This is a genomic window from Paracoccus aestuarii, assembly GCF_028553885.1.
Classification (GTDB): Bacteria; Pseudomonadota; Alphaproteobacteria; order Rhodobacterales; family Rhodobacteraceae; genus Paracoccus; species Paracoccus aestuarii.
Window position 1 is genome coordinate 1,779,207 of sequence record NZ_CP067169.1, and the last position, 25,674, is coordinate 1,804,880.

Below are 25,674 nucleotides of genomic sequence, written 5' to 3' on the forward strand. Positions count from 1 at the left end.
ATGCCCATCACCCTGAACGAGAGCCTGCCCGCCTATCGCATCCTGTCCGACGAAGGCGTCATGGTCATGTCGCCCGGCCGCGCCGCGACCCAGGACATCCGCCCCCTGCGGATCGGCCTGCTGAACCTGATGCCCAAGAAGATCCAGACGGAGAACCAGTTCGCCCGGCTGATCGGCGCCACGCCGCTGCAGATCGACTTTCAGCTGATCCGCATGTCGGACCATGAAAGCCGCAACACCGCCGCCGGCCATCTGGAAAGCTTCTACCGCCCCTTCCGCGAGGTCGAGGCCACGGGCGAGAAATTCGACGGCCTGGTCATCACCGGCGCGCCCATCGAACATCTGCCCTTCGACCAGGTCACCTATTGGGACGAGCTGACCCGCGTCTTCGCCTGGACCCGGACCCATGTCCATTCGACCTTCGGCGTCTGCTGGGGCGGCATGGCGATGGCCTGGCATTTCCACGGCCTGCCCAAGCACCCCCTGCCCGAAAAGGCCTTCGGCTGTTTCCGCCATCAGAACCTGGCCCCCGCATCGCCCTATCTGCGCGGCTTTTCCGACGAGGTGCTGGTCCCCGTCAGCCGCTGGACCGAGGTGCGACAGGACGATGTCGATGCCCGCCCGGCCCTGACCACGCTGCTGGCCAGCGCGGATGTGGGGCCCTGCCTGCTGGCCGATCCGGGGCATCGCGCGCTCTATGTCTTCAACCATTTCGAATATGACAGCACCACGCTGAAGGAGGAATACGACCGCGACGCCCAGGCCGGAAAACCCATCGCGGTGCCGCGCAACTACTATCCCGACGACGACCCGGCGCGGATGCCCTCGAACCGCTGGCGCAGCCATGCGCATCTCCTCTATGGCAACTGGATCAACGAGATCTACCAGACCACCTGGTACGACATCTCGCGCATCGGCGAGGGCTGAGGCATGGCGGGCGACCCCCTGATGCCGCTGGTCGGCCGCATCACCGACTATCTGCGCGACGCGGCCCCCGCCGCGCTGCGCGCGCGTCTGGAGGCCGCCGGGCCGCGCGACATTCCCGACCCCGACTATCCCTATGCCACCGGCATGGACCGGGCCGAATACGATGCCCGGATGGACCAGCTGCAGCTGCAGCTGGTGCGGATGATGCATGATGTGATCGAGACCGGAAAGCGCGTCGTCGTCGTCTTCGAGGGGCGCGACGCGGCCGGCAAGGGCGGCACCATCGACCGGGTGCGCGACAACCTGAACCCGCGTTCCGCCTATGTCGTGGCCCTGCCCAAGCCCACCGAACGCGAGGCCGGCCAGTGGTATTTCCAGCGCTATGCCGAACGCCTGCCCGCGCAGGGCGAGATCGCGCTGTTCGACCGCAGCTGGTACAATCGCGGCGTGGTCGAACATGTCTTCGGCTTTGTCGACGCGGCGCGGCGCGCGGCCTTCTTCCGCCAGCTGCCGGGGTTCGAACAGATGCTGGTCGATGACGGCATCATCCTGGTCAAGCTGTGGCTGAACGTGGGCCGCGCCGAACAGCTGCGCCGGTTCCTGGACCGCGAGGCCGACCCCCTGAAGCAATGGAAGCTGAGCGGGATCGACGTGGACGGGCTGGCGAAATGGGACGACTACAGCACGGCCATCCGCGACACGCTGCAGCGATCGCACAGCCCCTTGGTGCCGTGGACGGTGATCCGGTCCGACGACAAGCGCCGCGCGCGCATCGCGGCGATCCAGACCATCCTGACGGCGGTGGATTACGCGGGCAAGGACCGGGACGCGATCGGCGCCATCGACCCCGCCATCGCCGGCGGCCCGGAGCTGCTGCGCGACTGATCTTGGCGGCACCGCCGCGCCGTGCCAGAAGCGGGACCAGAGGGAAAAGGGAGGGTTTCCGATGGATCTGTCGAATTGCCGCGCCGTCGTCACCGGGGGCGCATCGGGCCTGGGGGCGGCGACCGCCGCGCATTTCCGCGACCGCGGCGCCGAGGTCGTGGTCCTGGACCGCGACCCCGCCGGGGCGGATGCGGCCGCGGCCATGGGGGCGGGTTTCGCCCAGGCCGATGTCACCGACGAGGACAGCGTCGCCACCGCCTTGGCCGGAGCCGTCGGGCTGATGGGCGGCATCGACGTCTGCGTGAACTGCGCGGGCATCGCCACGGGCGAAAAGACCTTGGGCCGCGACGGCCCGCACCGCCTGGACAGCTTTCGCCGCACCGTCGAGATCAACCTGATCGGCAGCTTCAACGTCCTGCGCCTGGCGGCCGAGATCATGGCCCGCAACGGCCGCGACCGCAACGGGGTGATCGTGAACACGGCTTCGATTGCGGCCCTTGACGGGCAGAAGGGGCAAGCGGCCTATGCGGCCTCCAAGGCGGGGATCGCGGGCATGACCCTGCCCTTGGCGCGCGACCTGGCGGGACAGGGGATCCGCGTCTGCGCCATCGCGCCGGGCATCTTCGGCACGCCCATGCTGCGCGGCCTGCCCGACGAGGTCCAGGACAGCCTGGCCGCCGAGGTGACCTTTCCCAAGCGCTTGGGCGATCCGCTGGAATATGCGCGCATGGCTGCCTTCATCGTCGAGAACGACTATCTGAACGGCGAGACGATCCGCATCGACGGCGCGCTGCGCATGCGCTGATCGCCGCAGGGGCGGGGCCGCGCGAAGCCCTTGCGCGGCCCCGCCCCGGACCTTAGCGTGGACAAAACCCGCCAGCTGAAAAGGCCCGATCCCATGCGTTTGCTGACGACCACCATCCTTGCCGCCGCCGCCGTTCCGGCCTTTGCCGCCGATCCGGAACTGACCGTTCTGGACTGGGCCGGCTTCGAGGTGCCCGCGATCTTTCAGGCCTATGTCGATCAGCACGGCCAGTCGCCGACGTTCTCCTTCTTCGGCGACGATGACGAGGCCTTCCAAAAGGTCGCCTCGGGCTTTCGCGCCGATGTCGCCCATCCCTGCAGCCAGATGGTCGGCAAGTATCGCGATGCCGGCCTGATCGAGCCTTGGGACACCGCGCGCATCCCCAATTTCGACAAGATCGACGAGCGGTTCCTGGACAGCGATGTCTTCCGCGACGACCAAGGCGTCTGGTTCATCCCGACCGATTGGGGCGCGACCGCCATCGCCTACAACACCGAAACCGTGTCCGAGGAGGACGTGGCGACGCTGCAGGTCTTTACCAACCCGGCATTCCAGGGGCGTGTCTCGCTGCCCGACAGCGCGGATGATGTCTGGGCGCTGGCCTATCTGGCGACCGGCGTGTCGGATTGGGACGACGTGACCGACGAACAGTTCCAGGCCGCCGCCGACTGGCTGCGCGAGGCGCATATGAACGTCGCCGCCTATTGGTCGGACCCGTCGGAACAGGCGCAGCTGATGGCCTCGGGCCTGGTGGATGTCGCGTGGTCCTGGAATGACGGCGTCGTCTATCTGCAGGAGGACAACTATCCCGTCGGCTTCCAGCGCGAGGCCGAGGAAGGGTCGTCGACCTTCTTCTGCGGTTTCGTGAACCTGTCGAACGGGCCGGGCAGCGAGGACAAGGTCTATGACTTCATCAACGCCTGGCTGGAGCCCTCGGCCGGCAAGGCGCTGCTGGATGCGATCGGATACGGGCATAGCTCGACCGAGGCGATGGCGACCATCGCGGACGAGCCCGCCGTGGCCGAAGGGCTGGCCGAGCTGGACGTGCCGGTCCTGGCCCAGACCCCGAACGATCCGCAGCAGCGTCAGCGGCAGCTGGCCGAGTTCGAGCGGATCAAGGCCGGGTTCTGATCCGGCGCCGGACCGGGGGCCAGCCCCCGGACCCCCGGGGTATTTCGACAACAGAGAAGATCAGGCGGCGATCACGAGGTCGTCGCCGATCTGTTCGACCGGCACCTGGTCGAGGCCGCAATCGGCGCCGGTGATGGCCTGGCCCGTCGTCTTGTCGAAGCTGGCGCCGTGGGCGGTGCAGAGGAGTTTTGTGCCGTCCGCCGAGAGAAGGTTTGTGCCGCGGTAGTCCAGCGGCAGGTATTGGTGCGGGCAGGCATTGACATAGGCGCGGATCGTGGCACCGTCGCGCAGGACGAGGATCGGGAAGGAGCCGCGTTCGGTCGTGACGGTCAGAGGGTGGACGGCGGTGATCCGGGCAGCCGCACAGATGCGGGTGCCCGGGGCGGGAGCGGTGCTGTAATCTGTCCACGCCATGACGGGGTGCGCCTGTCCGTCAATCGGCCGTGGCGGTCAGGACGCCGCGGCGGATCTGGTCCTCCTCGATCGATTCGAAGAGGGCGCGGAAATTGCCCTCGCCGAAGCCGTCATCGCCCTTGCGCTGGATGAATTCGAAGAAGATCGGGCCGATCACGGTCTTGGAGAAGATCTGCAGCAGGATGCGGGTCTGGCCGCCGCCCACGACGCCCTCGCCGTCGATCAGGATGCCGCGGGCCTTCATGCGGTCGATCGGCTCGTCATGATCCTTCACCCGGCGGTGCGACATCTCGTAATAGGTGTCGGGGGGGCCGGGCATGAACTCCATCCCGGCATCCGCGATCCTGTCGGTGCCGGCGTAGATGTCGTTCGAGGCAATGGCGATGTGCTGGATGCCCTCGCCCTTGTATTCGCGCAGATATTCCTCGATCTGGCTGTGATCGTCGGTGCTCTCGTTGATCGGGATGCGGATCTTGCCGTCGGGCGAGGTCAGGGCGCGGCTGACCAGGCCGGTCTGCTTGCCCTTGATGTCGAAATACTTGATCTCGCGGAAGTTGAAGGTCTCGTGGTAGAACTTGTACCAGGTATCCATGTTGCCACGGATGACGTTATGCGTCAGGTGGTCGAGGTAGTAGAAGCCGAAGCCCTCGGGGCGCGGATCGGCCTCGCCCAGCCAGTCGTAATCGGCCTCGTAGGCGCTGCCCGTGTCGCGATAGCGGTCGACGAAATAGAGCAGCGAGCCACCGATCCCGATCACCGCGGGGGCGTCGATGGATTTGCCGGGGCCGGTATATTCGGTCGCGCCCAGATCCAGCGCGCGTTTCAGGGCGACCTGCGCATCGACCACCCGCCACGCCATCGCGGGGGCGCAGGGGCCGTGATCGTGGACGAACTGGGCCGCATGCCCGTCGGGATCGGCGTTCAGCAGATAGTTGATGTCGCCTTGGCGATAGAGCGTGATGTCGCGGGTCTTGTGGCGCGCGACGGGGGTGAAGCCCATCTGGCGGAAGATGCGGTCCAGCACCGCCGGATCGGGATGGGCGTATTCGACGAATTCGAAGCCGTCGGTGCCTGCGGGGTTCGCGGCGCTGATCGTGGCCTTGGGGGCGTCATGCGGGAACGGGCCCATGCGGTATCCTCCTGTCGTTTCGCACATGATGCGCCCGGGGGCGCGCATGGTGGTTGCAAACCGCGCCCGCCTTGCGGCATCCTTGCACGAAGCGCGCACGGTTCGCGCAGTGGATGCATGGAGCACGCATGGACCGGTTCGATACCGCAATCCTGACCGCATTGCAGCGTGATGGCGCGCTGACCAATGCCGCCTTGGCCGAGATCGTGGGCCTGTCGGCCAGCCAGATCTCGCGCAGGCGGGCGGCGCTGGAACAGGCGGGGGTGATCGAGGGCTATGCCGCGCGGCTGTCGGCCGCGAAGCTGGGGCACGGGTTCCGCGCGGTGATCCGCGTGAACCTGCGCGGCCATGGCCAGGGGCGCGAGGAGGATTTTGCGCGCTTCGTGGCCGCGCAGCCGATGATCCGGCAGGCCTTTTCCGTTTCCGGCGATGCGGATTACATCCTGGACATCCGCGCACGCGACCTGGAGGCCTTCGCCGATTTCGTCCACCGCCACCTGCTGCCGCACCCCCAGGTCGCGCAGGTCCGGTCCGAGATCGTGCTGAAGACGCTGAAGGACGAGGGCGGCGTGGCGCTGTGACTTGCGCGCCGCTCATGATCTTGTCCAGAACTATGAATTTGCCGATGGGCGCCCGAGGGCCTATATCACGGGCTGCAATCGAAAGGCCCCATCCATGCCCCTGCCCCCATCCCCCGCCTTCGCGGCGCTGAACAAGGCCGCATCCGAGCGTATCCTCATCCTGGACGGCGCGATGGGCACGCAGATCCAGGCGCTGTCCTTGGGCGAGGATGACTATACCGGCAAGGGGTCGGGCTGCGCCTGCCGCCACCATACCGACCACCCCCAGCAGGGCAATAACGACCTGCTGATCCTGACCCAGCCCGAGGCGGTCGAGGAGATCCATTACCGCTATGCCATCGCGGGCGCGGATATCGTCGAGACGAACACCTTCTCGGCCACGACCATCGCCCAGGCCGATTACGGGCTGCAGGAGGCGGTCCACGACCTGAACGTCGAGGGCGCCCGCGTGGTGCGCCGCGCGCTGGACCGTGCCACGGCCGAGGATGGGCGCCCCCGCTTCGTCGCGGGCGCGATCGGGCCGACGAACCGCACGGCCTCGATGTCGCCCGACGTGAACGATCCGGGCTTTCGCGCCGTGACCTTCGAGGATCTGCGCCTGGCCTATCTGCAGCAGGCGCGCGGGCTGATCGAGGGCGGGTCGGACATCCTGCTGATCGAGACGATCTTTGACACGCTGAACGCCAAGGCGGCGATCTTCGCCTGCATCCAGGCGATGGAGGAGCATGGGGCGCGCCTGCCGATGATGATCTCGGGGACGATCACCGATGCCTCGGGGCGCACCCTGTCGGGGCAGACGCCGACCGCCTTCTGGCATTCGGTGCGCCATGCGAACCCTTGGACCATCGGGCTGAACTGCGCGCTTGGCGCCGCCGCGATGCGCCCGCATCTGGCCGAGCTGTCGCAGGTCGCGGATACGCTGATCTGCGCCTATCCGAATGCGGGTCTGCCCAATGCCTTCGGTCAATATGACGAAGGCCCCCATGACACCGCCCCCCAGGTCGCCGATTTCGCGCGCGAGGGGCTGGTGAACGTCGTCGGCGGCTGCTGCGGCACGACCCCCGACCATATCCGCGCCATCGCCGAAGCCGTGGCCCCCTTCGCCCCCAGAAAGGTGCCCGCCTATGCCTGACCGTTACCTGCGCCTGTCGGGGCTGGAGCCCTTCGTCCTGACGCCCGACATCCCCTTCGTGAATGTGGGCGAACGCACCAACGTCACCGGCTCGGCCCGTTTCCGCAAGCTGATCAAGGAGCGCGACTATGCCACCGCCCTGGAGGTCGCCCGCGACCAGGTCGAGAACGGCGCCCAGATCATCGACATCAACATGGATGAGGGCCTGATCGATTCAAAGGCCGCCATGGTCGAATACCTGAACCTGCTGGCGGCCGAGCCCGACATCGCCCGCGTGCCGATCATGATCGACAGCTCCAAATGGGAGGTGATCGAGGCCGGCCTGCAATGCGTGCAGGGCAAGCCGGTCGTCAATTCGATCAGCATGAAGGAGGGCGAGGATCAGTTCCGCCATCAGGCGCGGCTGTGCCTGGCCTATGGCGCGGCGGTCGTGGTCATGGCCTTCGACGAGCAGGGCCAGGCCGACACCGCCGCCCGCAAGATCGAGATCTGCAAGCGCGCCTACAACATCCTGGTGGACGAGGTGGGCTTTCCGCCCGAGGACATCATCTTCGACCCCAACATCTTCGCCGTGGCCACGGGCATCGAGGAGCATAACAATTACGGCGTCGATTTCATCGAGGCCACGCGCTGGATCAGGACCAACCTGCCCCATGCGCATGTGTCGGGCGGCGTATCAAACCTCAGCTTCAGCTTCCGCGGCAACGAGCCTGTGCGCGAGGCGATGCATGCCGTGTTCCTCTATCACGCCATCAAGGCGGGCATGGACATGAGCATCGTCAATGCGGGCCAGTTGGCGGTCTATGACCAGATCGACCCCGAGCTGCGCGAGGCCTGCGAGGATGTCGTCCTGAACCGCCGCCCCGACGGCACCGAACGTCTGCTGGAAATCGCCGAGCGGTTCCGGGGCGACGGCCAGGGGGCCAAGCGCGAAAAGGACCTCAGCTGGCGCGAATGGCCGCTGGAAAAGCGGCTGGAACATGCGCTGGTCAACGGCATCACCGAATATATCGAGGCCGATACCGAGGAGGCGCGCCAGCAGGCCGAACGCCCGCTGCATGTCATCGAAGGGCCGCTGATGGCGGGGATGAACGTGGTGGGCGATCTGTTCGGTGCGGGCAAGATGTTCCTGCCGCAGGTGGTGAAATCCGCCCGCGTGATGAAGCAGGCCGTGGCGATCCTGCTGCCCTATATGGAGGAGGAGAAGCGCCTCTCGGGCGGCGAGGGCCGTGAAAGCGCGGGCAAGATCCTGATGGCGACCGTCAAGGGCGATGTCCATGACATCGGCAAGAACATCGTGGGCGTCGTTCTGGCCTGCAACAATTTCGAGGTGATCGACCTGGGCGTCATGGTCCCGCCGCAGAAGATCCTGCAGGTCGCCCGCGACGAAAAGGTCGACATCATCGGCCTCTCGGGCCTCATCACGCCGTCCCTGGACGAGATGGTGCATCTGGCCTCCGAGATGGAGCGCGAGGGGATGTCGATCCCGCTGCTGATCGGCGGCGCGACCACCTCCAAGATCCACACGGCGGTCAAGATCGCGCCGCGCTACGTCAAGGGTCAGGCCGTCTATGTGACCGATGCCAGCCGCGCGGTGGGGGTCGCCTCGGCGCTGCTGTCGCCCGAGCGCAAGGCCGCCTATGTCGAGGAGATCCGCGCGGATTACACCGCCGTGGCCGAGCGCCACGAACGCTCCGAGGCCGCCAAGACCCGCCTGCCCCTGTCCAAGGCGCGCGACAATGCGCTGAAGATCGACTGGTCGGGTTACGCGCCCAAGGCCCCGGGTTTCACCGGCACCCGCGTGATCGAGGACTGGGATCTGGCCGAGATCGCGCGTTACATCGACTGGACGCCCTTCTTCCAGACATGGGAGCTGAAGGGCGTCTATCCGCGCATCCTGGACGACGAAAAGCAGGGTGAGGCCGCCCGTCAGCTGTTCTCCGAGGCGCAGGAGATGCTGGCCCGCATCATCGAGGGTCAGTGGTTCAAGCCCCGCGCGGTGATCGGCTTCTGGCCCGCCAATGCGGTGGGCGACGACATCCGCCTCTGGGCGGATGACAGCCGCAGCCGGCCGCTGGAGACGCTGTTCACCCTGCGCCAGCAGGTGACCAAGCGCGGCGACCGTCCGAACGTGGCCCTGTCGGATTTCGTGGCGCCCGAGGGCATCCCCGATCATGTCGGCGGCTTCGTCGTGACCGCAGGCCCGGAGGAGGCCGAGATCTCGGCCCGCTATGAACGCGCGAATGACGATTACGGCGCGATCATGGTCAAGGCCCTGGCCGACCGCTTTGCCGAGGCCATGGCCGAGATGCTGCATGAACGCGTCCGGCGCGAGCATTGGGGCTATGCCACGGACGAGGCCTTCACCCCGGCCGAGCTGATCGCCGAACCCTATGCCGGCATCCGTCCCGCGCCCGGCTATCCGGCCCAGCCCGACCATACCGAAAAGCTGACCCTCTTCCGCCTGCTGGATGCCGAGGCCGCGACCGGCGTGACGCTGACCGAAAGCATGGCGATGTGGCCGGGATCATCCGTCTCGGGCCTCTATATCGGGCATCCGGACAGCTATTACTTCGGGGTCGCCAAGATCGAGGAGGATCAGGCCCGCGACTATGCCGCCCGCAAGGGATGGACGCTGGAGGAGGCCGAGCGCTGGCTGGCGCCGATCCTGAACTACAATGCCGGGGCGCGCCGGACCGAGGCCGCCTGACATGCGAAAGGGGCCGGCAATGCCGGCCCCCATTCAGGTCAGCTCGCGGCCCTCAGGCCTGGCCCAGCCTGGCCAGGCGCGCGGCCCGCATCTGAGCAAAGTCGTCGCCCGCGTGATAGGATGACCGGGTCAGGGGCGTCGCCGAGACCATCAGGAACCCCTTGCCATAGGCGGCCTTTTCATAGCCCGCGAATTCCTCGGGCGTCACGAAGCGGTCGACGCGGTGATGCTTGGGCGTCGGCTGAAGATACTGGCCGATGGTGATGAAGTCGATATCGGCCGCGCGCATGTCGTCCATGACCTGCAGCACGCCCTGCCGATCCTCGCCCAGGCCCACCATGATCCCCGATTTGGTGAACATGGTCGGGTCCAGTTCCTTGACCCGCTGCAACAGGCGCAGCGAATGGAAATAGCGCGCCCCGGGCCGCACGGTCGGGTAAAGGCCGGGCACCGTCTCCAGGTTGTGGTTGAAAACGTCGGGCCGGGCCTCGACCACGGCCTCCAGCGCGCCGGGCCTGGATTTCAGGAAATCGGGCGTCAGCACCTCGATCGTGGAGGAGGGCGAGCGGTGCCGGATCGCGCGGATGGTCTGGGCGAAATGGTCCGCGCCCCCGTCATCCAGGTCGTCGCGGTCCACGCTGGTGATGACGACATGATTCAGGCCAAGCTTCTGGACCGCATGGGCGACGCGGCCGGGCTCGAAGGCGTCCAGGGACTGGGGCTTGCCGGTGGCCACGTTGCAGAAGGTGCAGCCGCGGGTGCAGATCTCGCCCATGATCATCATGGTGGCGTGGCCCTGGCTCCAGCATTCGCCGACATTGGGGCAGCCCGCCTCCTCGCAGACCGTGGACAGGCGGTGTTCGCGCAGCAGGTCGCGGGTGTCCTTGTAGCCCTGCGAGGTCGGGGCCTTGACGCGGATCCAGTCCGGTTTTCGGGGCTGGGCCTGATCGGGACGGTGCGCCTTTTCCGGGTGGCGCTGATCCGGGATCCTGAGGTCGCGCAAACTGACAGTCCTTTCGGTCGCGGTTCCCGTTGAAATAGGCGCTTTCACCCGGTTTGGCAACGTGTTCCCGTCAGGCCAGCAGGGGTGCGGCCGCCCGCGACAGGGTGGCGGCCAGATCGTCGAACCAGCCCCGCCCGCAGGTCGAGGCGCGGCGCATCAGCACCACCTGGCGCGAGGGCTGGGGTTCGGGAAAACGCATGACCGCAAGGCCGGGGGCGGCGGCAGTCTCCTGCCGGCGGGCGATCTCGGGCAGGAAGGTCAGGCCCATTCCCTGCGCCGCCAGCCGGCACAGCGTCGACAACGACGCCGCCCCCAGATCCAGCCGGCTGGCCCGACGGTTCAGCCCGCAGACCTCCAGCGCCTGGTCGCCCAGGCAATGCCCCTCGTCCAGCAGCAGCAGCTGGCCCGGATCCAGCGCCGACGGGGCGATGGCGCGGCCCGCCTGTTCGCGGATGCGCGCATTGCTGCCCGCCAGCAGGAAATGATCGGTGAAAAGCGGCACGGCGGCAAAGCCGTCATCCTCGGGCGGGGTGGCGATGACGATGGCATCCAGCCGCCCCGAGGCCAGCTCCTCCAGCAGGCGTTCGGTCTGGGCCTCGCGCAGGTGCAGGTCACGCCCGATATCGCCCGCCCGCAGGATCGGCAGCGCCTCGGGCAGCAGATAGGGCGCGACCGTGGGGATCATCCCCAGCATCAGCCGACCGCCCTGCCCCGGCTGGCGCATCCCCTGTTCCAGATCGGTCATCGCGGCCATGACCTGGCGGGCGTGATGTTCCAGCGCGCGGCCCTGCGGCGTCATCACGATGCCTTGGGCGGTGCGTTCGACCAAGCGCGCGCCGATCGCATCCTCCAGCGCGCGGATCTGCATCGACAGGGCGGGCTGGCTGACATTGGCCATCTCGGCCGCGCGGGTGAAATGGGCCTGCTGCGCCAAGGCCAGGAAATAGCGCAGCTGGCGCAGGGTGATGTTCATCAGCGGGACTGATCCGGTTGCGGGAAATCGACGGGCCGATTCTATCAGACCCGCCCGTCGATGCCAGCCTCAACCGATCAGCGGCATGCCCTCGCCATAGGTCTCGCCATAGTGACGCTCCAGCCGCATCAGGGCCAGGCGCAGGACGATCTTGCCCGACCGGGCCGACCAGCCGAGCCGCCGCTCGGTCATCTCGATCCCCTCCAGGAAACAGCAGACCCGCAGCACGATGTCGCCCAGGCCCGGCCCCAGGTCACGCAGCGCCAGCGCCACCCGGTCGCGCGCCGATTCCGATCCGCCGCGATAGCCGGTGCCGCCGCGCGACAGGTCGATCCCCGCGGTCATGAACCCGTCCCAGTTCTGGGTCACGCGCGGGCCCATCTGGGCCAGTTCGAAATCCTCGCGCAGCCGCTCTCCGGCCGAGACCATGCCCGGCGTCAGGAAGGGCGTGCCGTCATGATCGCGGCGGCGCGCCAGCACCAGCAGCGGGCTTTCGGCGATGTTGACGCGGGTGCTGCGGCGGCGGCCATCCTCCGGGTCCTCGATCACGCGCTCGTCCCAGATGCGGTGGCGGTCGGCATGATCGAAGCCCGCGGGCGCCTCGGCCATGCCGTCGACGGGCTGGGCGTCGACGAAGGATCCGGGCTCGAGCGCCATATTCTTCTGACGCGACGATTTAAGCATCTGTCGCAGTGCGTCCCTACCACCGGGTGCGATGACATAGCGTTGTAGGCGACCACCTTGACAGCTTTGCACCACCCATCCTTTCAAAGCCATACGCTCAGCTAGGTTCCGATCAAGAATTGCGGTCCGGATCTCGTCCCGGGTGACGATTGCCTTCTCCATTCCCGGGGCCGAAACCATGACAGCACCGGGTTCTGCCAAACGCCGCAGGACGCGCAAAGACTGGCGATCATCCAGCCCACCTTCGATCGGCGTTGTCTTTGCCTCCAGCGCAGCCTCGACAAGCGGGTCGTCGCGTCGGGCCTCAATCCGCCTGATGCGCCGGAGGATCGTCGACGCATGGCAACCGACTTCCCGAGCGAGAGCGCGGATCGAGACGCCCTGCTGAACATGGCGAAGATAGAGTTTGGTATCCTCGCCCGGGCCTTTCTTAGACGGGGCACAATACGCGTGCGAATGGTGGTTCGCCTTATTGAAGCCAGCTGCGAATTCACCGGTGAAAATGGTCATGTCAGGTCCCTTGTCGTCCGCGGGCAGCCCGTCAGCCAGCCACCCCTGGTTTCCATTTTCTCCTGTTGGTTAACAGGATCTTTCTGCACATAGCGGCAACATTCCCTAAGAATCCTTAAAGATGACTTGACCTACCGCACGGTGCGCTATGTGTTTCAGCAACACACGCTTAGGTTGTGTGAAGGTGGCCCTGTCGCAAACCCGAAGGACCTCCGACATGACCCAAGCCTCGAACGTGATCCTCTTTCGCCCCCGCCCCACCGGCCAGGCGCTGCGCCGCCCGGGTTCGCTGATCCGCGCCGCGCGCGAGGGTCAGCGCGGCTGGAAGCGCGACCGCGACCTGGCGCGGCTGCTGCGCAGCGATCACTGCCCCGCGCCGGGCCGTGCGCTTGCGCGCCTGCGGGCCGAGGAGGACCTTCAGAACGACCTGCGCTGCACGCGCGCGGCGGATTACGACATGCATCGCCATGTGCTGCTGATGATCGCCATCCTGGCCGAGATGCGCGCCGCCGTCGCCGCCGCCCCCCAGCCCGCCATCGCGATGTGATCCGACCGGCGGGTCCGCGCGACCACCCCACCCCATCCTGCCCGACGGCCCGGCCCCGCCCGGGCCGTTCGCCTGTCCGGGCCCGCGCAACGCAGCGGACGCTGCGCAAACGCCATCTTAACCTTTTCGGGTCATGGTGAACCTGTCCGGCCCTCGTGCCGTGGGTCGGACCTTCCTCCCTGTTGGACTGCCGCGCCCCCCTCCCTGGGCGCGGCCTTTTTCCATTTCGGGGCGATAATGTGATCGGGGGCGGTCACAAGCGCGGTTGACTGATCACGATGGCGCGACTAGCGTGCGACACAATGATGACCGGCCAGTCCGGCAGGGAGATAACGCAACAGCGTCAGGGCCGCGGCACCAGCCGTGGCCCTTTGCGTATTGAGGGTGACGCATAAGGGCGTCCTCCGGTTCCCGATGGGCGGGGTAAAGCCAAGGTGACGGCCCCGTGCGCGGCGGAGGCCTGACAAGTCCGATCCGCCATGCTAGATCGGCGCCAATGCGTTCCGCAAAGGGAAGAAAACCGATGTCCATGAAATCTTCGCACGCACTTCTGGCCGCCATGGCGCTGATCGCCGCCCCCGCCTTCGCGCAGGAAACCCCTGCCCCGGCCGAGGCTCAGGCCGACACCCCCGCCGCCGCAACCCAGGCCGATACCCCTGCCGAAGCCCCCGCCGCCACCGGCACCGAGACCCTGGCCGAAACCGATGCCGAGGACGCGGCCACTGACGCGGCTACCGAAGAAGCGACCGAGGACCAGCCCGCCGCCGAGGCCGCGCCCCAGCAGCCCGCCCGCGATCCCGAGGGTCCCGGCACGTATTATGCGAAATCCGAACATGGCGACTGGCTGATCCGCTGCATCCGCGCGGGCGAGGGCAAGGACCCCTGCGAGATGTACAAGCTGCTGACGGACGAGGATGACAACGCCGTCGCCGAACTGACGCTGGTGCCGCTGTCGAACGGCACCGTCGCCGCCGGCGCCACCTTGGTCGCCCCGCTGGAGACCGACCTGATCGAGGGCTTGGGCCTGCGCGTCGATTCGGGCGAGGTGCGCGGCTATCCCTTCAGCTTCTGCGCGCCGGTGGGCTGCATCTCGCGCATGGGCTTCACCGAGGCCGAGCTGAACGGGCTGAAGCGGGGCGGCAATGCGACGATCCAGCTGCTGCCCTTCGGCGGTGATCCGGCGAACCCGGTCCAGCTGACGGCCTCGCTGTCGGGCTTCACCGCCGCCTTCAACGAGTTGGAGGCCTATGCCGCGGCCCCCGCCGAAGAGGTCGAGGAAGAAGCCGCGGAATAAGGACGGCCCGCCGCGCCCCCATCGGGCGCGGCGATCCTCAGGCGCGGCGCAGCGCGATGACCGCGTTCAGACCGCCGAATGCGAAGGCGTTGGACAGGACCGCATCCACCCGCGCCTCGCGCGCCTCGTTGGGCACCACGTCCAGCGCGCATTCGGGGTCGGGTTCCTGATAGCCGATGGTGGGGGCGATCACGCCCTCGCGCAGCGCCATGATGCAGGCCAGCAGCTCGACCGCGCCGGTGCCGCCGATCAGATGGCCGTGCATTGACTTGGTCGATGACATCATCAGCCGATCCGCATGATGGCCGAAGGCATGGGCCACCGCCGCGCATTCGGTCTTGTCATTGGCCGCCGTGCCCGTCCCATGGGCGTTGATATAGCCGATATCCTCACGGTTCAGCCCGGCATCGACCATCGCCCCTGTGATCGCGCGTTCCGCCCCCTGGGCCGAGGGCATGACGATGTCCTGCGCATCCGAAGACATGGCGAAGCCCACCACCTCGGCCAGGATCTCGGCGCCGCGGGCGCGGGCATGTTCGTATTCCTCAAAGACGAAGACACCCGCGCCCTCGCCCTGGACCATGCCGTTGCGGTTGGCGCTGAAGGGGCGGCAGGCATCCTTGGACATGACGCGCAGCCCTTCCCAGGCCTTGACGCCGCCAAAGCACAGCATCGCCTCGGATCCGCCCGACAGCATCACCTCGGCCGCGCCGGACCGCACCATCTGGAAGGCCAGGCCCATCGCGTGATTGGAACTGGCGCAGGCCGTGGCCACGGTGAAGGCGGGGCCGCGCAGGCCGAATTCCATGCTGACATGGCTGGCCGCGGCATTGTTCATCAGCTTGGGGACCACGAAGGGATGGACGCGGTTCTTCCCCTCCTCGTAGACGGCGCGGTAATTCTCGTCCCAGGTGTTCAGCCCGCCGCCCGCCGTGCCCAAGATGACCCCGGACCGGAAGCCGAGCGCGCCCTCGAAATGCAGGCCCGCCTGTTCGACCGCCTGCTTGGCGGCCAGCAGGGTGAACTGGGTGAACTTGTCATAGAGCAGGATCTGCTGGCGGTTGAAGTATGTTTCGGGCGTCCAGTCATGGACCTGCGCGCCGATCTGGATCGACAGACGTTCCACATCGCGGAAATCCAGCTGGGTGATGCCGCAGCGCCCCTCGCGGAAGGCGGCCAGCGTCGTGCCCACGTCATGGCCGAGCGCGTTGATCGTCCCCGCGCCCGTGATCACGACCCGCCGCATGCCGGCCCGCGCCCGGGGATCGGTGGCGGGCTGGATCGCGGGGGCGGCCAGCCCGGCATCGATCCGGGCCTCGTCGTCGGGATTGGTCATCCGTTCTTTTCCGCCACCAGCCGACGGACGGCCGCGATGATCGTGCCCATGGTCGAGATGTCGAATTCCGACTTTTCCGGCTCGTTGGCATTGAAGGGGATCGAGATGTCGAACTCCTCTTCGATGGCGAAGATCGATTCGACCAGGCCCAGGCTGTCGATGCCCAGATCGGCGGGCGTCGCCTCGTCGCTGACCTGTTCGGGTTCCAGCATGGCCTGTTCGGCGATGATGGCCCTGATGCGTTGCGTAATGTCGTCTGTCATGTCGCCTCCTGATCAGCCCTTTTCCAACAGGCGTGTAACGGTTTGTTGAAGCTGCGCCAGCTGTTGCGCGAAACGCGGCAGGCGGCGCATGGCCTTCTGGATCTCCATCTGGGTCTCCATCTTGACCGCGGGGTTGCCCAGGATCACCCGCCCGGCCGGAACGCGGGTGAAGATCTTGGTGGCCCCGCCCGCGATCACGTCATCGCCGATCGAGACATTGTCGGACACGCCGACCTTGCCCGCCAGCACCACCCGGTCGCCGATCGTGACCGATCCCGCGACGCCCACATGACCGCAGAGCAGGCAGTCCCGCCCGACCACGACGTTGTGGCCCAGCTGGACCAGGTTGTCGATCTTGGTGCCCGATCCCACGCGGGTGGCACGGATCGTGCCGCGGTCGATGGTGGAATTGGCGCCGACCTCGACATCGTCGCCCAGCTCGACCCCGCCCAGGGAATGGATGCGGGTCCAGTGCTGGGCCTTGATCTGCGCCCGGTCGCCCAAGGTGCGGCGGATCTCCTCGATGCCCGATTCCTCGGGGGTGACGAAGGAGAATCCGTCGCCGCCGATCACGGCATTGGGCTGCAGGATCAGCCGGTCGCCCGCCGTGACCCCATGCGCGACGCGCGCGCCCGGATGCAGGATGGCATCGCGGCCGATGCGGCTGCCGCGGCCGATGCTGACATGGGGGCCGATCCGTGCGCCGGGGCCGATCACGACATCCGCGCCCACCACCACGAAGGGGCCGATGGCCGCGCCCTCGCCAATGCTGGCCGAGGGGTCGATGACCGCGCTCGGGTGGATGCCCGGCGCGATGTCGGGGCCGGGATCGAAGGCGCGGGTCAGCCCGGCCAAGACCAGCCGGGGCCGGGGCGCAAAGATCGCGGCCTTGAGGCCCATCGCCTCCGGGTCCATGCCCTGGGCCAGGATCGCGACGCTGCCCGGACGGATGGCATCGGCATAGCGCGGCGCCATGGCCAGGGCCAGCTGGCCCCCGTCCGGTCCGACGGGATCGACCTGCCCGGGTTCCCCCGCGCCGGTGACGCGGATCGCGCCGTCGCCCCAGAATTCGGCATCCAGCGCCTTGGCAAGTTCCTTGATCGTGACGGCCATGGTGCCCCCTTTCACCCAAGGGCTTAGCCTGTTTGCCGCGCTGCTTCCAGTGCCACGGCGCCTAGGGTGACGCAGGGGCGTCGGCCATCACGTCCGATCCCGCCGCCGGTCCCCGACCCTCGGCCTGCAGCGCCTGCCACAGGCGCGCGTCTCGGCCATAGATGTCGTCATGCAGCCGGATCGACCCGTCCGGCCCCGGCCAGGCGGTGAAATAGACCAGATGCACCGGGACAGACGGCGTCAGCCGCAGCCAGGTCTCGCGCCCGCTGTCGCGCGCACGCTGGAATATCGCCGCCGGATTGTCGGTCTGGCGCGACAGCAGCGCATGGGCCAGGTCGACCGGGTCGCCGATGCGGATGCAGCCATTCGACGCGGCCCTGACCCGGTTGCCGAACAGCGACTTGCTGGGCGTGTCGTGCAGATAGATGTTCCAGGGGTTCGGAAAGATGAACTTGACGATGCCCAAGGCATTGTCGTCGCTCGGCTTCTGGCGCAGGCGGAAGGGGAAATTCGCCGCCGTGTAGCCAGAGAAGTCGATCCCGTCGCGCGCCAGCACCCGGCCCGACCGGTCCAGCACGTCCAGATGCGACAGCGCATGCCGGTTCGCCTGCAGCCGGGGCAGATAGTCGCGGATGGTGATCGACCGCGGCACGTTCCAGCTGGGATTGACGACGATGTTGGGCATCATCTCCGAGAATTCGGGCGTGCGCATCTCGGGCGTGTCCTTGCCCACGACGCTGCGGGTGCGGAAGACCTCGTGCCCGTCCTCGACGATGGCCGTCGCGAATTCGGGGATGTTCACCCAGACATGGCGCGCCGAGAGATCGGCATCCCCCATCCAGCGCAACCGCTCCAAGGCCAGGATGATGGCGCGCTGACGGGCATCCCCGCCCTGCGCCGCGTCCCCGTTCAGCAGGCCGAGCGTGCGCGGCCCCGCCACCCCGTCCGGCGGCAGACCGGCCGCGCGCTGGAACGCCATGGTGGCCTGGGCCAGATCATCGTCATGAAGATCGGGCTGGGTCGAGGGCGCGGCAAAGCCCGCCCCCTCCAGCCGGGCGCGCAGGGCGGCGACGGCCGGATCGCGCATCCCCGCGCGCCAGACGCCGGAGGGCACGGGCGGCAGATGAGCGGGAATGGTCAGATGCGCCGGCCCCGCCAAGGCCTGCTGCAGGCGGCGATAGGCGGGGTGATCGGGCGCGGCCGCACGCAGTACCGCGGCCGGATCGTCCTGATGCGCAAAGGCGGTCATCAGCGCGGGCACCGCGCTGCGATCGGGCTGGCGCTTGATCTCGGGGTCGATGCGCCCCGGCTCCAGCACGCCGCCCGTCAGGTCGCGCAGCAGGCGGGCCAGCTCGCGCGCATGGGCCAGCTCGGCCTGGGGGCTGTCGCCCAAGGCCGCCAGCCGATCGGGCGCATAGCGGGCCGAGGGGATGCCATCGCGGGGCGCCTCGGCGATGGCGGCCAGCAGGGCCGCGCGGCGCAAGGCGGCGTCGGGACCGGTGAAGACGGGCTGCAACCCGTTTTCGCCATAGAAGGCCGCCAGGTCGGAATCACCCGCCACCGCCAAGGCCAGCGCCATCTGCCGGTCCGAGAATTCCAGCCGCGGCGCCGGGTTCACGGCTCCGCCAGCGGCGGGCGCGGCATGCGCCACCCCTCCGCTCAGCATCAGCGCCATACCCAGAACCGCCGTGATCCGCTTCATCGCCCGCACCCTCATCCATGTTTTCTTATCATCACACATAAGAACGGCGCAGCGCGATCGGCCATGCCCCTGACGGGGCTGCGAAAACCTGTCCGTGGCAGATTTGGCACAGGGTTCCGGCATCGCTGCAACAACCGTTCCGTTCGGCGAAATTCTGCCTATACTGGGGGTTGAACGGGTGATCGTCCAGAATCCGTTTCGCTCTGCACGGTCTTTTGACATATTGTTAAGAAGTCGGGGATAAACCACGACAAGCCACGACGCGTCGCGGCTGAAAAAAAGAAGCAGGACAGGCGATCTGACATGACAATGGACCTTATCTCCCGTCGCGGCATCATGGGTGTGTTCGCGGCGACCACTGTTGCGGCAGCTCCGGTGATGGCCAATGCCTTCGGGTTCGTGCGGCGCGCGGGCGACATGCGCAGGGTGCGCATGTATAATGGCCGGACGGGGGAAAGCATCGACACCGTCTATTGGGTCGACGGCAAGTACATCCGCGAGGCGCTGAACGAGATCAACATCTTCATGCGCGACTGGCGCACGGGCGAGGTGATCGGCATCGACCCGCGGACCATCGACGTGGCGGCGGCCTCGGCCCGGCTGCTGCAGACGAACGAACCCTACATGATGCTGTCGGGCTACCGTTCGCCGCGCACCAACGCCATGCTGCGCCGGCAGTCCAGCGGCGTCGCGCAGAACTCGCTGCACACCACGGGCAAGGCGGCCGACCTGCGGCTGAAATCGCGTTCGGTCAACCAGATGTTCCAGGCGGCGGTCGCCTGCCGCGCGGGCGGCGTCGGACGCTACAGCCGGTCGAACTTCGTGCATATGGATTGCGGCCCGGTCCGGTCCTGGGGCAGCTGATCGGCCCCAAGCCCGTCCTGACGCTCAAAGCGCCTTCCGCCATCCGGGCGGGCGGCGCTTTCGTCGTATTCAGCCCTTGCCATATGGGGCCGCACCGTCCAACCTGCCGATAAGATTGAACAACAGAACGGATCGGCATGAGCCTTCTCCAGACGCGTCGGTTTCGGACCGCGAAGAAAATCCAGGCCGCAGCGGTCGAACTTGCCGTCCGTGAGGGGCTGGCCAATGTGACGACCGAGGCGATCGCCCGGCATGCGGGAATCAGCACGCGGACGTTCTTCAACTACTATCCCTACAAGGAGGCGGCGCTGATGGGCCCGCCCCCCGATTACCCGCCCGAGGCATCCGAGCAGTTCATCGCCGGGACCGGCCGGCTGATCGACGATCTGAGCGTCTTCATCGAGGCGCATCTGACGCGTTTCCTCGACGAACGCGAGATGGTCGGCCATATCCTGTCGCTGTCCGAACAGGATGCCAAGCTGGAGGCACTGCGCAACAGCGCCATGCTGGCCCGGCGCGCGCAGATGCGCGGCCTGCTGCATCGCCGCCTGCCCGGATCGGATGAACGGGTGATCGAGATCCTGGCCGCCGCGATCATCGCCGCGACCAATGCCGCGACCAAGGACTGGGTCTCGGGCAACCGCATGGACTTCATCGCCGCCGCCCATGAGAACCTGTCGCTGATTCTGGTCGCTGCCGAAATGCTGGACAAGCCCGCCTAAGGCGTCAGCAACCGACGATAGAGCGTTTCCAGAAAGACCGCGGCCTCGGCATAGGGGTCGCGGCCCTCGCCCAGAACGGCGCGGACCTGGGTGTCGAAATCCGCGTAATGCTGGGTCATCGACCAGATCGAGAAGATCAGGTGCCGCGGCTCGACCCGCGCCAGCAGCCCTGCATCCATCCAGCGTTCCAGCACGGTCACCGTCTGCTCCACGATGACCCGCAGCCCGCCGCCCAGCACCTCGGTCAGATGCGGCGCGCCCTGCAGGATCTCATGCGCAAACAGCCTGCTTTCCCGCGGATAGTCCCGCGACATCAGCAGCTTGGCCTGGACATAGGCCAGCACCTCGGCCATCGGGTCGCCCTTGGGGTCGATGCGCGTCATCGGTGCCAACCACAGGTCCAGCAGCGTCGTCAGCAGCGCCTTGTGGATCTCGTCCTTGGACCCGAAATAATAGAGCACGTTGGGCTTGGACAGCCCCGCCATCCGGGCAATCTGGTCGATGGTCGCGCCGTGGAACCCCGCGCCCGAAAACACCTCCAGCGCGGCATCCAGGATCAGGTCGCGGTTTTTCTGCTGGATGCGCGACAGGGCGGGCGCCGGCGTCTCTGTCATCGAATCCCCCGCTCTGTCATGATGGGAAAATGGGCAGCCTGGCCGGATTCGTTTCGCGCCCCATCACGGCGCTTGACTGGCCTTGGACCCGTGCTAGCCTGATCCTGACCGTTTGGTCAATATTCTGCGAGGGACCCCGATCATGCCGCTTGACCGCAAGCCAGCCCCGAACGACCTGCGCGCGTTCTGGATGCCGTTCACCGCGAACCGCCAGTTCAAGGCGGCGCCGCGGATGCTGGTCGCGTCCAAGGACATGCATTACACCGCCGCCGACGGCCGCCAGATCCTGGACGGGACCGCGGGCCTGTGGTGCTGCAATGCGGGCCATTGCCGCCCCAAAATCACCGAGGCCGTGCAGGCCCAGGTGGGCGAGCTGGACTATGCCCCCGCCTTCCAGATGGGCCATCCGCTGGCCTTCGAGCTGGCCAACCGCCTGGTCGACATCGCCCCCGAGGGGATGGAGCATGTCTTCTACTGCAATTCCGGGTCGGAGGCCGTGGACACCGCGCTGAAGATCGCGCTGGCCTATCACCGGGCGCGGGGCGACGCGGCCCGCACCCGCCTGATCGGGCGCGAGCGCGGCTATCACGGCGTGGGCTTCGGCGGGATCTCGGTCGGCGGCATCGTGAACAACCGCCGCCATTTCGGCACGCTGCTGGCGGGCGTGGACCACCTGCCCCACACCCATCTGCCTGAAAACCGCATGACCAAGGGCCAGCCAGAACATGGCGCCCATCTGGCGGATGACCTGGCACGGATCATCGCGCTGCACGGGGCCGAGACGGTCGCCGCCGTCATCGTCGAGCCGATGGCCGGATCGACCGGCGTGCTGATGCCGCCCAAGGGCTATCTGGAAAAGCTGCGCGAGATCACCCGCAAGCACGGCATCCTTCTGATCTTCGACGAGGTCATCACCGGCTTCGGCCGCTTGGGCAGCCCCTTTGCCGCCCAGCATTTCGGCGTGGTGCCGGACATGATCACCTGCGCCAAGGGCCTGACCAACGGCGTCATCCCGATGGGCGCGGTGCTGGCCACCGCCCAGATCCACGACGCCTTCATGCAGGGCCCGGAACACATGATCGAGCTGTTCCACGGCTATACCTATTCCGGCAACCCGATCAGCTGCGCCGCCGCCATCGCCACCTTGGACACCTATGCCGAGGAGGGCCTGCTGACCCGCGCCGCCGATCTGGAGACCTACTGGCAGGATGCGCTGCACAGCCTGGCCGATCATCCCCACGTGATGGACATCCGCAACATGGGCCTGATCGGCGCGGTCGAGCTGGCATCCATCGACGGCCAGCCGGGCAAGCGCGCCTTCGACATCTTCGTGCGCGCCTTCGAGGCGGGCATCCTGATCCGGGTGACGGGCGACATCATCGCCATGTCGCCGCCGCTGATCATTTCGAAGGAGCAGATCGACCATCTGATCGGAACGCTTGGCGATGTGCTGAAAAGCGCCGCCTGACCGACGAACCCATCCAGCCGACCCCGCGACAGAACGGGGCGGCCCGACAGGAAGGACAGGATAATGAGCGACGAGAGCGCCGTGATGACGGCTGCCCAGATGAAGGGCACGAACCTGACGGTCAATGGCGACCGGTTGTGGGACAGCCTGGAGCGGATGGCGCAGATCGGCCCCGGCATCGCGGGGGGCAACAACCGCCAGACCCTGACCGATGCCGATGCCGAGGGCCGCGCCCTGTTCCAGCGCTGGTGCGAGGATGCGGGCATGACCATGGGCCTCGACCGCATGGGCAACATGTTCATGCGCCACGAAGGGACCGAGCCGGACCTGGACCCCGTCTATATCGGCAGCCATCTGGACACCCAGCCCACCGGCGGGCGCTATGACGGGGTGCTGGGCGTGCTGGCGGGGCTGGAGGTGATCCGCTCGATCCGCAATCTGGGCATCCGCACGCGCCGCCCCATCGTGGTGACGAACTGGACCAACGAGGAAGGCGCGCGTTTCGCGCCCGCCATGCTGGCCTCGGGCGTCTTTGCGGGCGTGCTGACCGAGGACTACGCCAATAGCCGGGTGGATGCCGATGGCCTGACTTTCGGGGCCGAGCTGGACCGCATCGGCTGGCGCGGCACCGAGGCACCGGGCGACCGCCGCATCCATGCGATGTTCGAATATCACATCGAACAGGGCCCGATCCTGGAGGCCGAGGGCAAGGATATCGGCGTCGTCACCCATGGTCAGGGGTTGTGGTGGCTGCAGGTGACGCTGACCGGCAAGGATGCCCATACCGGATCGACGCCGATGGCGATGCGCGTCAATGCGGGCCTGGGGATGGCGCGGATCATCGAGGCTGTCCACCGCATCGCCATGGACCACCAGCCCGATGCCGTGGGCGCCGTCGGTCAGGCGAATGTCTGGCCCAACAGCCGCAACGTGATCCCGGGGCGGGCGGTCTTCACCATCGACTTCCGGTCCCCCGACCTGGCCAAGCTGACCTCGATGCGGTCGAGGTTGGAGGCGGAAGCCGCTGATATCGCGTCCGAACTTGGGTTGGGTCTGGAGATCGAGCCGGTCGGCCATTTCGACCCCGTGACGTTCGACGACACGCTGGTCGAACGCGTGCGGGCTGCGGCTGACAGGCTGGGACATTCGCGGATGGATATCGTCTCGGGCGCGGGGCATGACGCCTGCTGGATCGCCAAGGTCGCGCCGACGGTGATGATCATGTGCCCCTGCGTGGACGGTCTCAGCCATAACGAGGCCGAGGAGATCACCCCCGCATGGGCCAAGGCGGGGGCCGACGTGCTGCTGCATGCCGTGCTGGACACGGCCGGGATCGTCCGCTGAGGCGGACCACGGACCGGGGGTTTCACCCCCGGACCCCCAGGGTATTTGGACAACGAAGAAGAGGGCAGTCATGAGCACGGTCATCAGGGGCGGAACCATCGTCACGGCGGATCTGAGCTATGAGGCGGATCTGCTGATCGAGGATGGACGGATCGCCGCCATCGGACAGGGGCTGGTGGGGGACAGCGTGCTGAACGCCTCGGGCTGTTATGTCATGCCCGGCGGGATCGACCCGCATACGCATCTGGAGATGCCCTTCATGGGCACCTATTCCGCCGATGATTTCGAAAGCGGCACGCGGGCGGCGCTGGCCGGGGGCACCACGATGGTGGTGGATTTCGCCCTGCCCTCACCCGGCCAGGGGCTGCTGGACGCGCTGCAGATGTGGGACAACAAGGCGGGTCGGGCGCATTGCGACTACAGCTACCACATGGCGGTGACCTGGTGGGGCGAGCAGGTCTTTGACGAGATGCAGGCGGTGGTCGACCGGGGCATCACCAGCTTCAAGCATTTCATGGCCTACAAGGGCGCGCTGATGGTGAATGACGACGAGCTGTTCGCATCCTTCCGCCGGGTGGGCGATCTGGGCGGCATCGCGATGGTTCATGCCGAGAACGGCGATGTGGTGGCCGAGCTGTCGGCGCGGCTGCTGGCCGAGGGCAATACCGGCCCCGAGGCGCATGCCTATTCCCGCCCGCCTCAAGTCGAGGGCGAGGCCACGAACCGCGCGATCATGGTGGCCGACATGGCGGGCGTGCCGCTCTATGTGGTCCATGTCAGCTGCGAGGACAGCCACGAGGCGATCCGCCGGGCGCGCGCCCAGGGTAAGCGCGTCTGGGGCGAGCCGCTGATCCAGCATCTGGTGCTGGACGAGAGCGAATATTTCAACGCCGATTGGGACCATGCCGCGCGTCGGGTCATGTCGCCGCCCTTCCGCAACAAGGCGCATCAGGACAGTCTGTGGGCGGGGTTGCAATCGGGCAGCCTGTCGGTCGTGGCGACCGATCACTGCGCCTTCACCACCGAGCAGAAGCGCACCGGACGCGAGGATTTCACCAAGATCCCCAACGGCACCGGGGGGCTTGAGGATCGGATGCCGGTCCTGTGGACCAAGGGCGTCGGCAGCGGCCGTCTGACGCCCAACGAATTCGTGGCGGCCACATCGACCAATATCGCCAAGATCCTGGGTATGTATCCGCAAAAGGGAGCGGTGCTGGTCGGATCGGATGCCGATCTGGTCATCTGGGATCCGGAGGCGGAAAAGACCATCACCGCCGATGCCCAGCAATCGGCTATCGATTACAACGTCTTCGAGGGGGTGCAGGTCAAGGGCCTGCCGCGCCATGTGCTGACGCGCGGCGTGGTGGCGGTCCGCGACGGCCGGATGCTGGGGGCCGAGGGGCATGGCCGATTTGTCGCGCGCCAGCCGCGCGGCCAGGTCAACCGCGCGCTCAGCCAGTGGAAATCGCTGACCGCGCCCCGCCCCGTCCAGCGCGGCGGCATTCCCGCAAGCGGGGTCTGAC

24 protein-coding genes are annotated in these 25,674 nt (G+C 67.2%); 14 read left to right on the plus strand and 10 right to left on the minus strand.

Annotation, left to right across the window (positions count from 1 at the left end; all coding sequences use genetic code 11):
• From JHW48_RS09110 to JHW48_RS09125, 4 genes are all read left to right on the plus strand, one after another.
• Window positions 1-927 carry a homoserine O-succinyltransferase gene (locus JHW48_RS09110; protein ID WP_119886232.1) on the plus strand — a complete coding sequence of 309 codons (927 nt, stop codon included), beginning with the start codon at window positions 1-3 and terminating at the stop codon, window positions 925-927.
• A 3-nt stretch (window positions 928-930) separates the two neighbouring features.
• On the plus strand, window positions 931-1,812 hold the full coding sequence (gene ppk2, locus JHW48_RS09115) for a polyphosphate kinase 2 (protein WP_119886233.1): 882 nt from the start codon (window positions 931-933) through the stop codon (window positions 1,810-1,812).
• A 61-nt stretch (window positions 1,813-1,873) separates the two neighbouring features.
• Window positions 1,874-2,617 (plus strand): SDR family oxidoreductase, encoded by a 744-nt coding sequence (locus JHW48_RS09120; RefSeq protein ID WP_119886234.1) that lies wholly within the window; start codon window positions 1,874-1,876, stop codon window positions 2,615-2,617.
• Between the two features lie 93 nt (window positions 2,618-2,710).
• Window positions 2,711-3,748 carry an ABC transporter substrate-binding protein gene (locus JHW48_RS09125; RefSeq protein ID WP_119886235.1) on the plus strand — a complete coding sequence of 346 codons (1,038 nt, stop codon included), beginning with the start codon at window positions 2,711-2,713 and terminating at the stop codon, window positions 3,746-3,748.
• Window positions 3,749-3,808: 60 nt separating this feature from the next.
• Here JHW48_RS09125 and JHW48_RS09130 read toward each other — a convergent pair whose 3' ends face one another.
• Window positions 3,809-4,162, minus strand: a complete 354-nt coding sequence (locus JHW48_RS09130) for a Rieske (2Fe-2S) protein (RefSeq protein ID WP_119886236.1) — start codon at window positions 4,160-4,162, stop codon at window positions 3,809-3,811.
• 19 nt (window positions 4,163-4,181) lie between these two features.
• The gene (hppD, locus tag JHW48_RS09135; protein WP_119886237.1) at window positions 4,182-5,291 is read right to left on the minus strand and encodes a 4-hydroxyphenylpyruvate dioxygenase; all 1,110 of its coding nucleotides are present in this window, start codon (window positions 5,289-5,291) and stop codon (window positions 4,182-4,184) included.
• Window positions 5,292-5,419: 128 nt separating this feature from the next.
• Between hppD and JHW48_RS09140 the strand changes: the two genes are divergently transcribed.
• From JHW48_RS09140 to metH, 3 genes are all read left to right on the plus strand, one after another.
• Window positions 5,420-5,872 carry an Lrp/AsnC family transcriptional regulator gene (locus JHW48_RS09140; protein WP_240637843.1) on the plus strand — a complete coding sequence of 151 codons (453 nt, stop codon included), beginning with the start codon at window positions 5,420-5,422 and terminating at the stop codon, window positions 5,870-5,872.
• Window positions 5,873-5,966: 94 nt separating this feature from the next.
• Window positions 5,967-7,004: a homocysteine S-methyltransferase family protein gene (locus JHW48_RS09145; protein WP_119886239.1), complete on the plus strand. Its 1,038-nt coding sequence runs from the start codon at window positions 5,967-5,969 to the stop codon at window positions 7,002-7,004.
• Window positions 6,997-9,714 (plus strand): methionine synthase, encoded by a 2,718-nt coding sequence (metH, locus tag JHW48_RS09150; protein WP_119886240.1) that lies wholly within the window; start codon window positions 6,997-6,999, stop codon window positions 9,712-9,714. Before JHW48_RS09145 ends, metH begins: the two co-directional genes overlap by 8 nt.
• A gap of 52 nt (window positions 9,715-9,766) precedes the next feature.
• On the opposite strand, the gene lipA is transcribed toward metH, so the two are convergent.
• The 3 genes from lipA to JHW48_RS09165 all read right to left on the minus strand — a co-directional run bounded on the left by lipA (window position 9,767) and on the right by JHW48_RS09165 (window position 12,884).
• Window positions 9,767-10,717 (minus strand): lipoyl synthase, encoded by a 951-nt coding sequence (lipA, locus tag JHW48_RS09155; protein WP_119886241.1) that lies wholly within the window; start codon window positions 10,715-10,717, stop codon window positions 9,767-9,769.
• Window positions 10,718-10,787: 70 nt separating this feature from the next.
• Window positions 10,788-11,690: a hydrogen peroxide-inducible genes activator gene (locus JHW48_RS09160; protein WP_119886242.1), complete on the minus strand. Its 903-nt coding sequence runs from the start codon at window positions 11,688-11,690 to the stop codon at window positions 10,788-10,790.
• 69 nt (window positions 11,691-11,759) lie between these two features.
• Complete coding sequence (locus JHW48_RS09165; protein WP_419182381.1) at window positions 11,760-12,884, minus strand: DUF6456 domain-containing protein; 1,125 nt, start codon at window positions 12,882-12,884, stop codon at window positions 11,760-11,762.
• Window positions 12,885-13,101: 217 nt separating this feature from the next.
• Between JHW48_RS09165 and JHW48_RS09170 the strand changes: the two genes are divergently transcribed.
• Together JHW48_RS09170 and JHW48_RS09175 are read left to right on the plus strand one after the other, a co-directional pair.
• Window positions 13,102-13,431, plus strand: a complete 330-nt coding sequence (locus JHW48_RS09170) for a DUF6477 family protein (protein WP_119886243.1) — start codon at window positions 13,102-13,104, stop codon at window positions 13,429-13,431.
• A 523-nt stretch (window positions 13,432-13,954) separates the two neighbouring features.
• A complete protein-coding gene (locus JHW48_RS09175) occupies window positions 13,955-14,725 on the plus strand; it encodes an invasion associated locus B family protein (RefSeq protein WP_272835583.1) in 771 nt (256 codons plus the stop codon).
• A 37-nt stretch (window positions 14,726-14,762) separates the two neighbouring features.
• On the opposite strand, the gene JHW48_RS09180 is transcribed toward JHW48_RS09175, so the two are convergent.
• The 4 genes from JHW48_RS09180 to JHW48_RS09195 form a co-directional block, all read right to left on the minus strand.
• A complete protein-coding gene (locus JHW48_RS09180) occupies window positions 14,763-15,971 on the minus strand; it encodes a beta-ketoacyl-[acyl-carrier-protein] synthase family protein (RefSeq protein WP_119886049.1) in 1,209 nt (402 codons plus the stop codon).
• Window positions 15,972-16,057: 86 nt separating this feature from the next.
• On the minus strand, window positions 16,058-16,324 hold the full coding sequence (locus JHW48_RS09185; protein WP_119886043.1) for an acyl carrier protein: 267 nt from the start codon (window positions 16,322-16,324) through the stop codon (window positions 16,058-16,060).
• A 12-nt stretch (window positions 16,325-16,336) separates the two neighbouring features.
• Window positions 16,337-17,437 (minus strand): UDP-3-O-(3-hydroxymyristoyl)glucosamine N-acyltransferase, encoded by a 1,101-nt coding sequence (lpxD, locus tag JHW48_RS09190; protein ID WP_119886042.1) that lies wholly within the window; start codon window positions 17,435-17,437, stop codon window positions 16,337-16,339.
• Window positions 17,438-17,498: 61 nt separating this feature from the next.
• Window positions 17,499-19,139 (minus strand): L,D-transpeptidase family protein, encoded by a 1,641-nt coding sequence (locus JHW48_RS09195; RefSeq protein WP_119886041.1) that lies wholly within the window; start codon window positions 19,137-19,139, stop codon window positions 17,499-17,501.
• A gap of 303 nt (window positions 19,140-19,442) precedes the next feature.
• Between JHW48_RS09195 and mepK the strand changes: the two genes are divergently transcribed.
• Both mepK and JHW48_RS09205 read left to right on the plus strand, forming a co-directional pair.
• Window positions 19,443-20,003: a peptidoglycan L,D-endopeptidase MepK gene (gene mepK / locus JHW48_RS09200; protein ID WP_119886040.1), complete on the plus strand. Its 561-nt coding sequence runs from the start codon at window positions 19,443-19,445 to the stop codon at window positions 20,001-20,003.
• Window positions 20,004-20,140: 137 nt separating this feature from the next.
• Window positions 20,141-20,725 (plus strand): TetR/AcrR family transcriptional regulator, encoded by a 585-nt coding sequence (locus JHW48_RS09205; RefSeq protein WP_119886039.1) that lies wholly within the window; start codon window positions 20,141-20,143, stop codon window positions 20,723-20,725.
• Here JHW48_RS09205 and JHW48_RS09210 read toward each other — a convergent pair.
• Window positions 20,722-21,339 (minus strand): TetR/AcrR family transcriptional regulator, encoded by a 618-nt coding sequence (locus tag JHW48_RS09210; protein WP_119886038.1) that lies wholly within the window; start codon window positions 21,337-21,339, stop codon window positions 20,722-20,724. The genes JHW48_RS09205 and JHW48_RS09210 overlap by 4 nt on opposite strands.
• A 142-nt stretch (window positions 21,340-21,481) precedes the next feature.
• Between JHW48_RS09210 and aptA the strand changes: the two genes are divergently transcribed.
• The 3 genes from aptA (at window position 21,482) to hydA (ending at window position 25,673) form a co-directional block, all read left to right on the plus strand.
• A complete protein-coding gene (gene aptA / locus JHW48_RS09215; protein ID WP_119886037.1) occupies window positions 21,482-22,807 on the plus strand; it encodes an omega-aminotransferase AptA in 1,326 nt (441 codons plus the stop codon).
• Window positions 22,808-22,870: 63 nt separating this feature from the next.
• Window positions 22,871-24,151: a Zn-dependent hydrolase gene (locus JHW48_RS09220; protein WP_419182382.1), complete on the plus strand. Its 1,281-nt coding sequence runs from the start codon at window positions 22,871-22,873 to the stop codon at window positions 24,149-24,151.
• 70 nt (window positions 24,152-24,221) lie between these two features.
• On the plus strand, window positions 24,222-25,673 hold the full coding sequence (gene hydA / locus JHW48_RS09225) for a dihydropyrimidinase (RefSeq protein ID WP_119886036.1): 1,452 nt from the start codon (window positions 24,222-24,224) through the stop codon (window positions 25,671-25,673).
• The last annotated feature ends 1 nt before the right edge of the window (window position 25,674 follow it).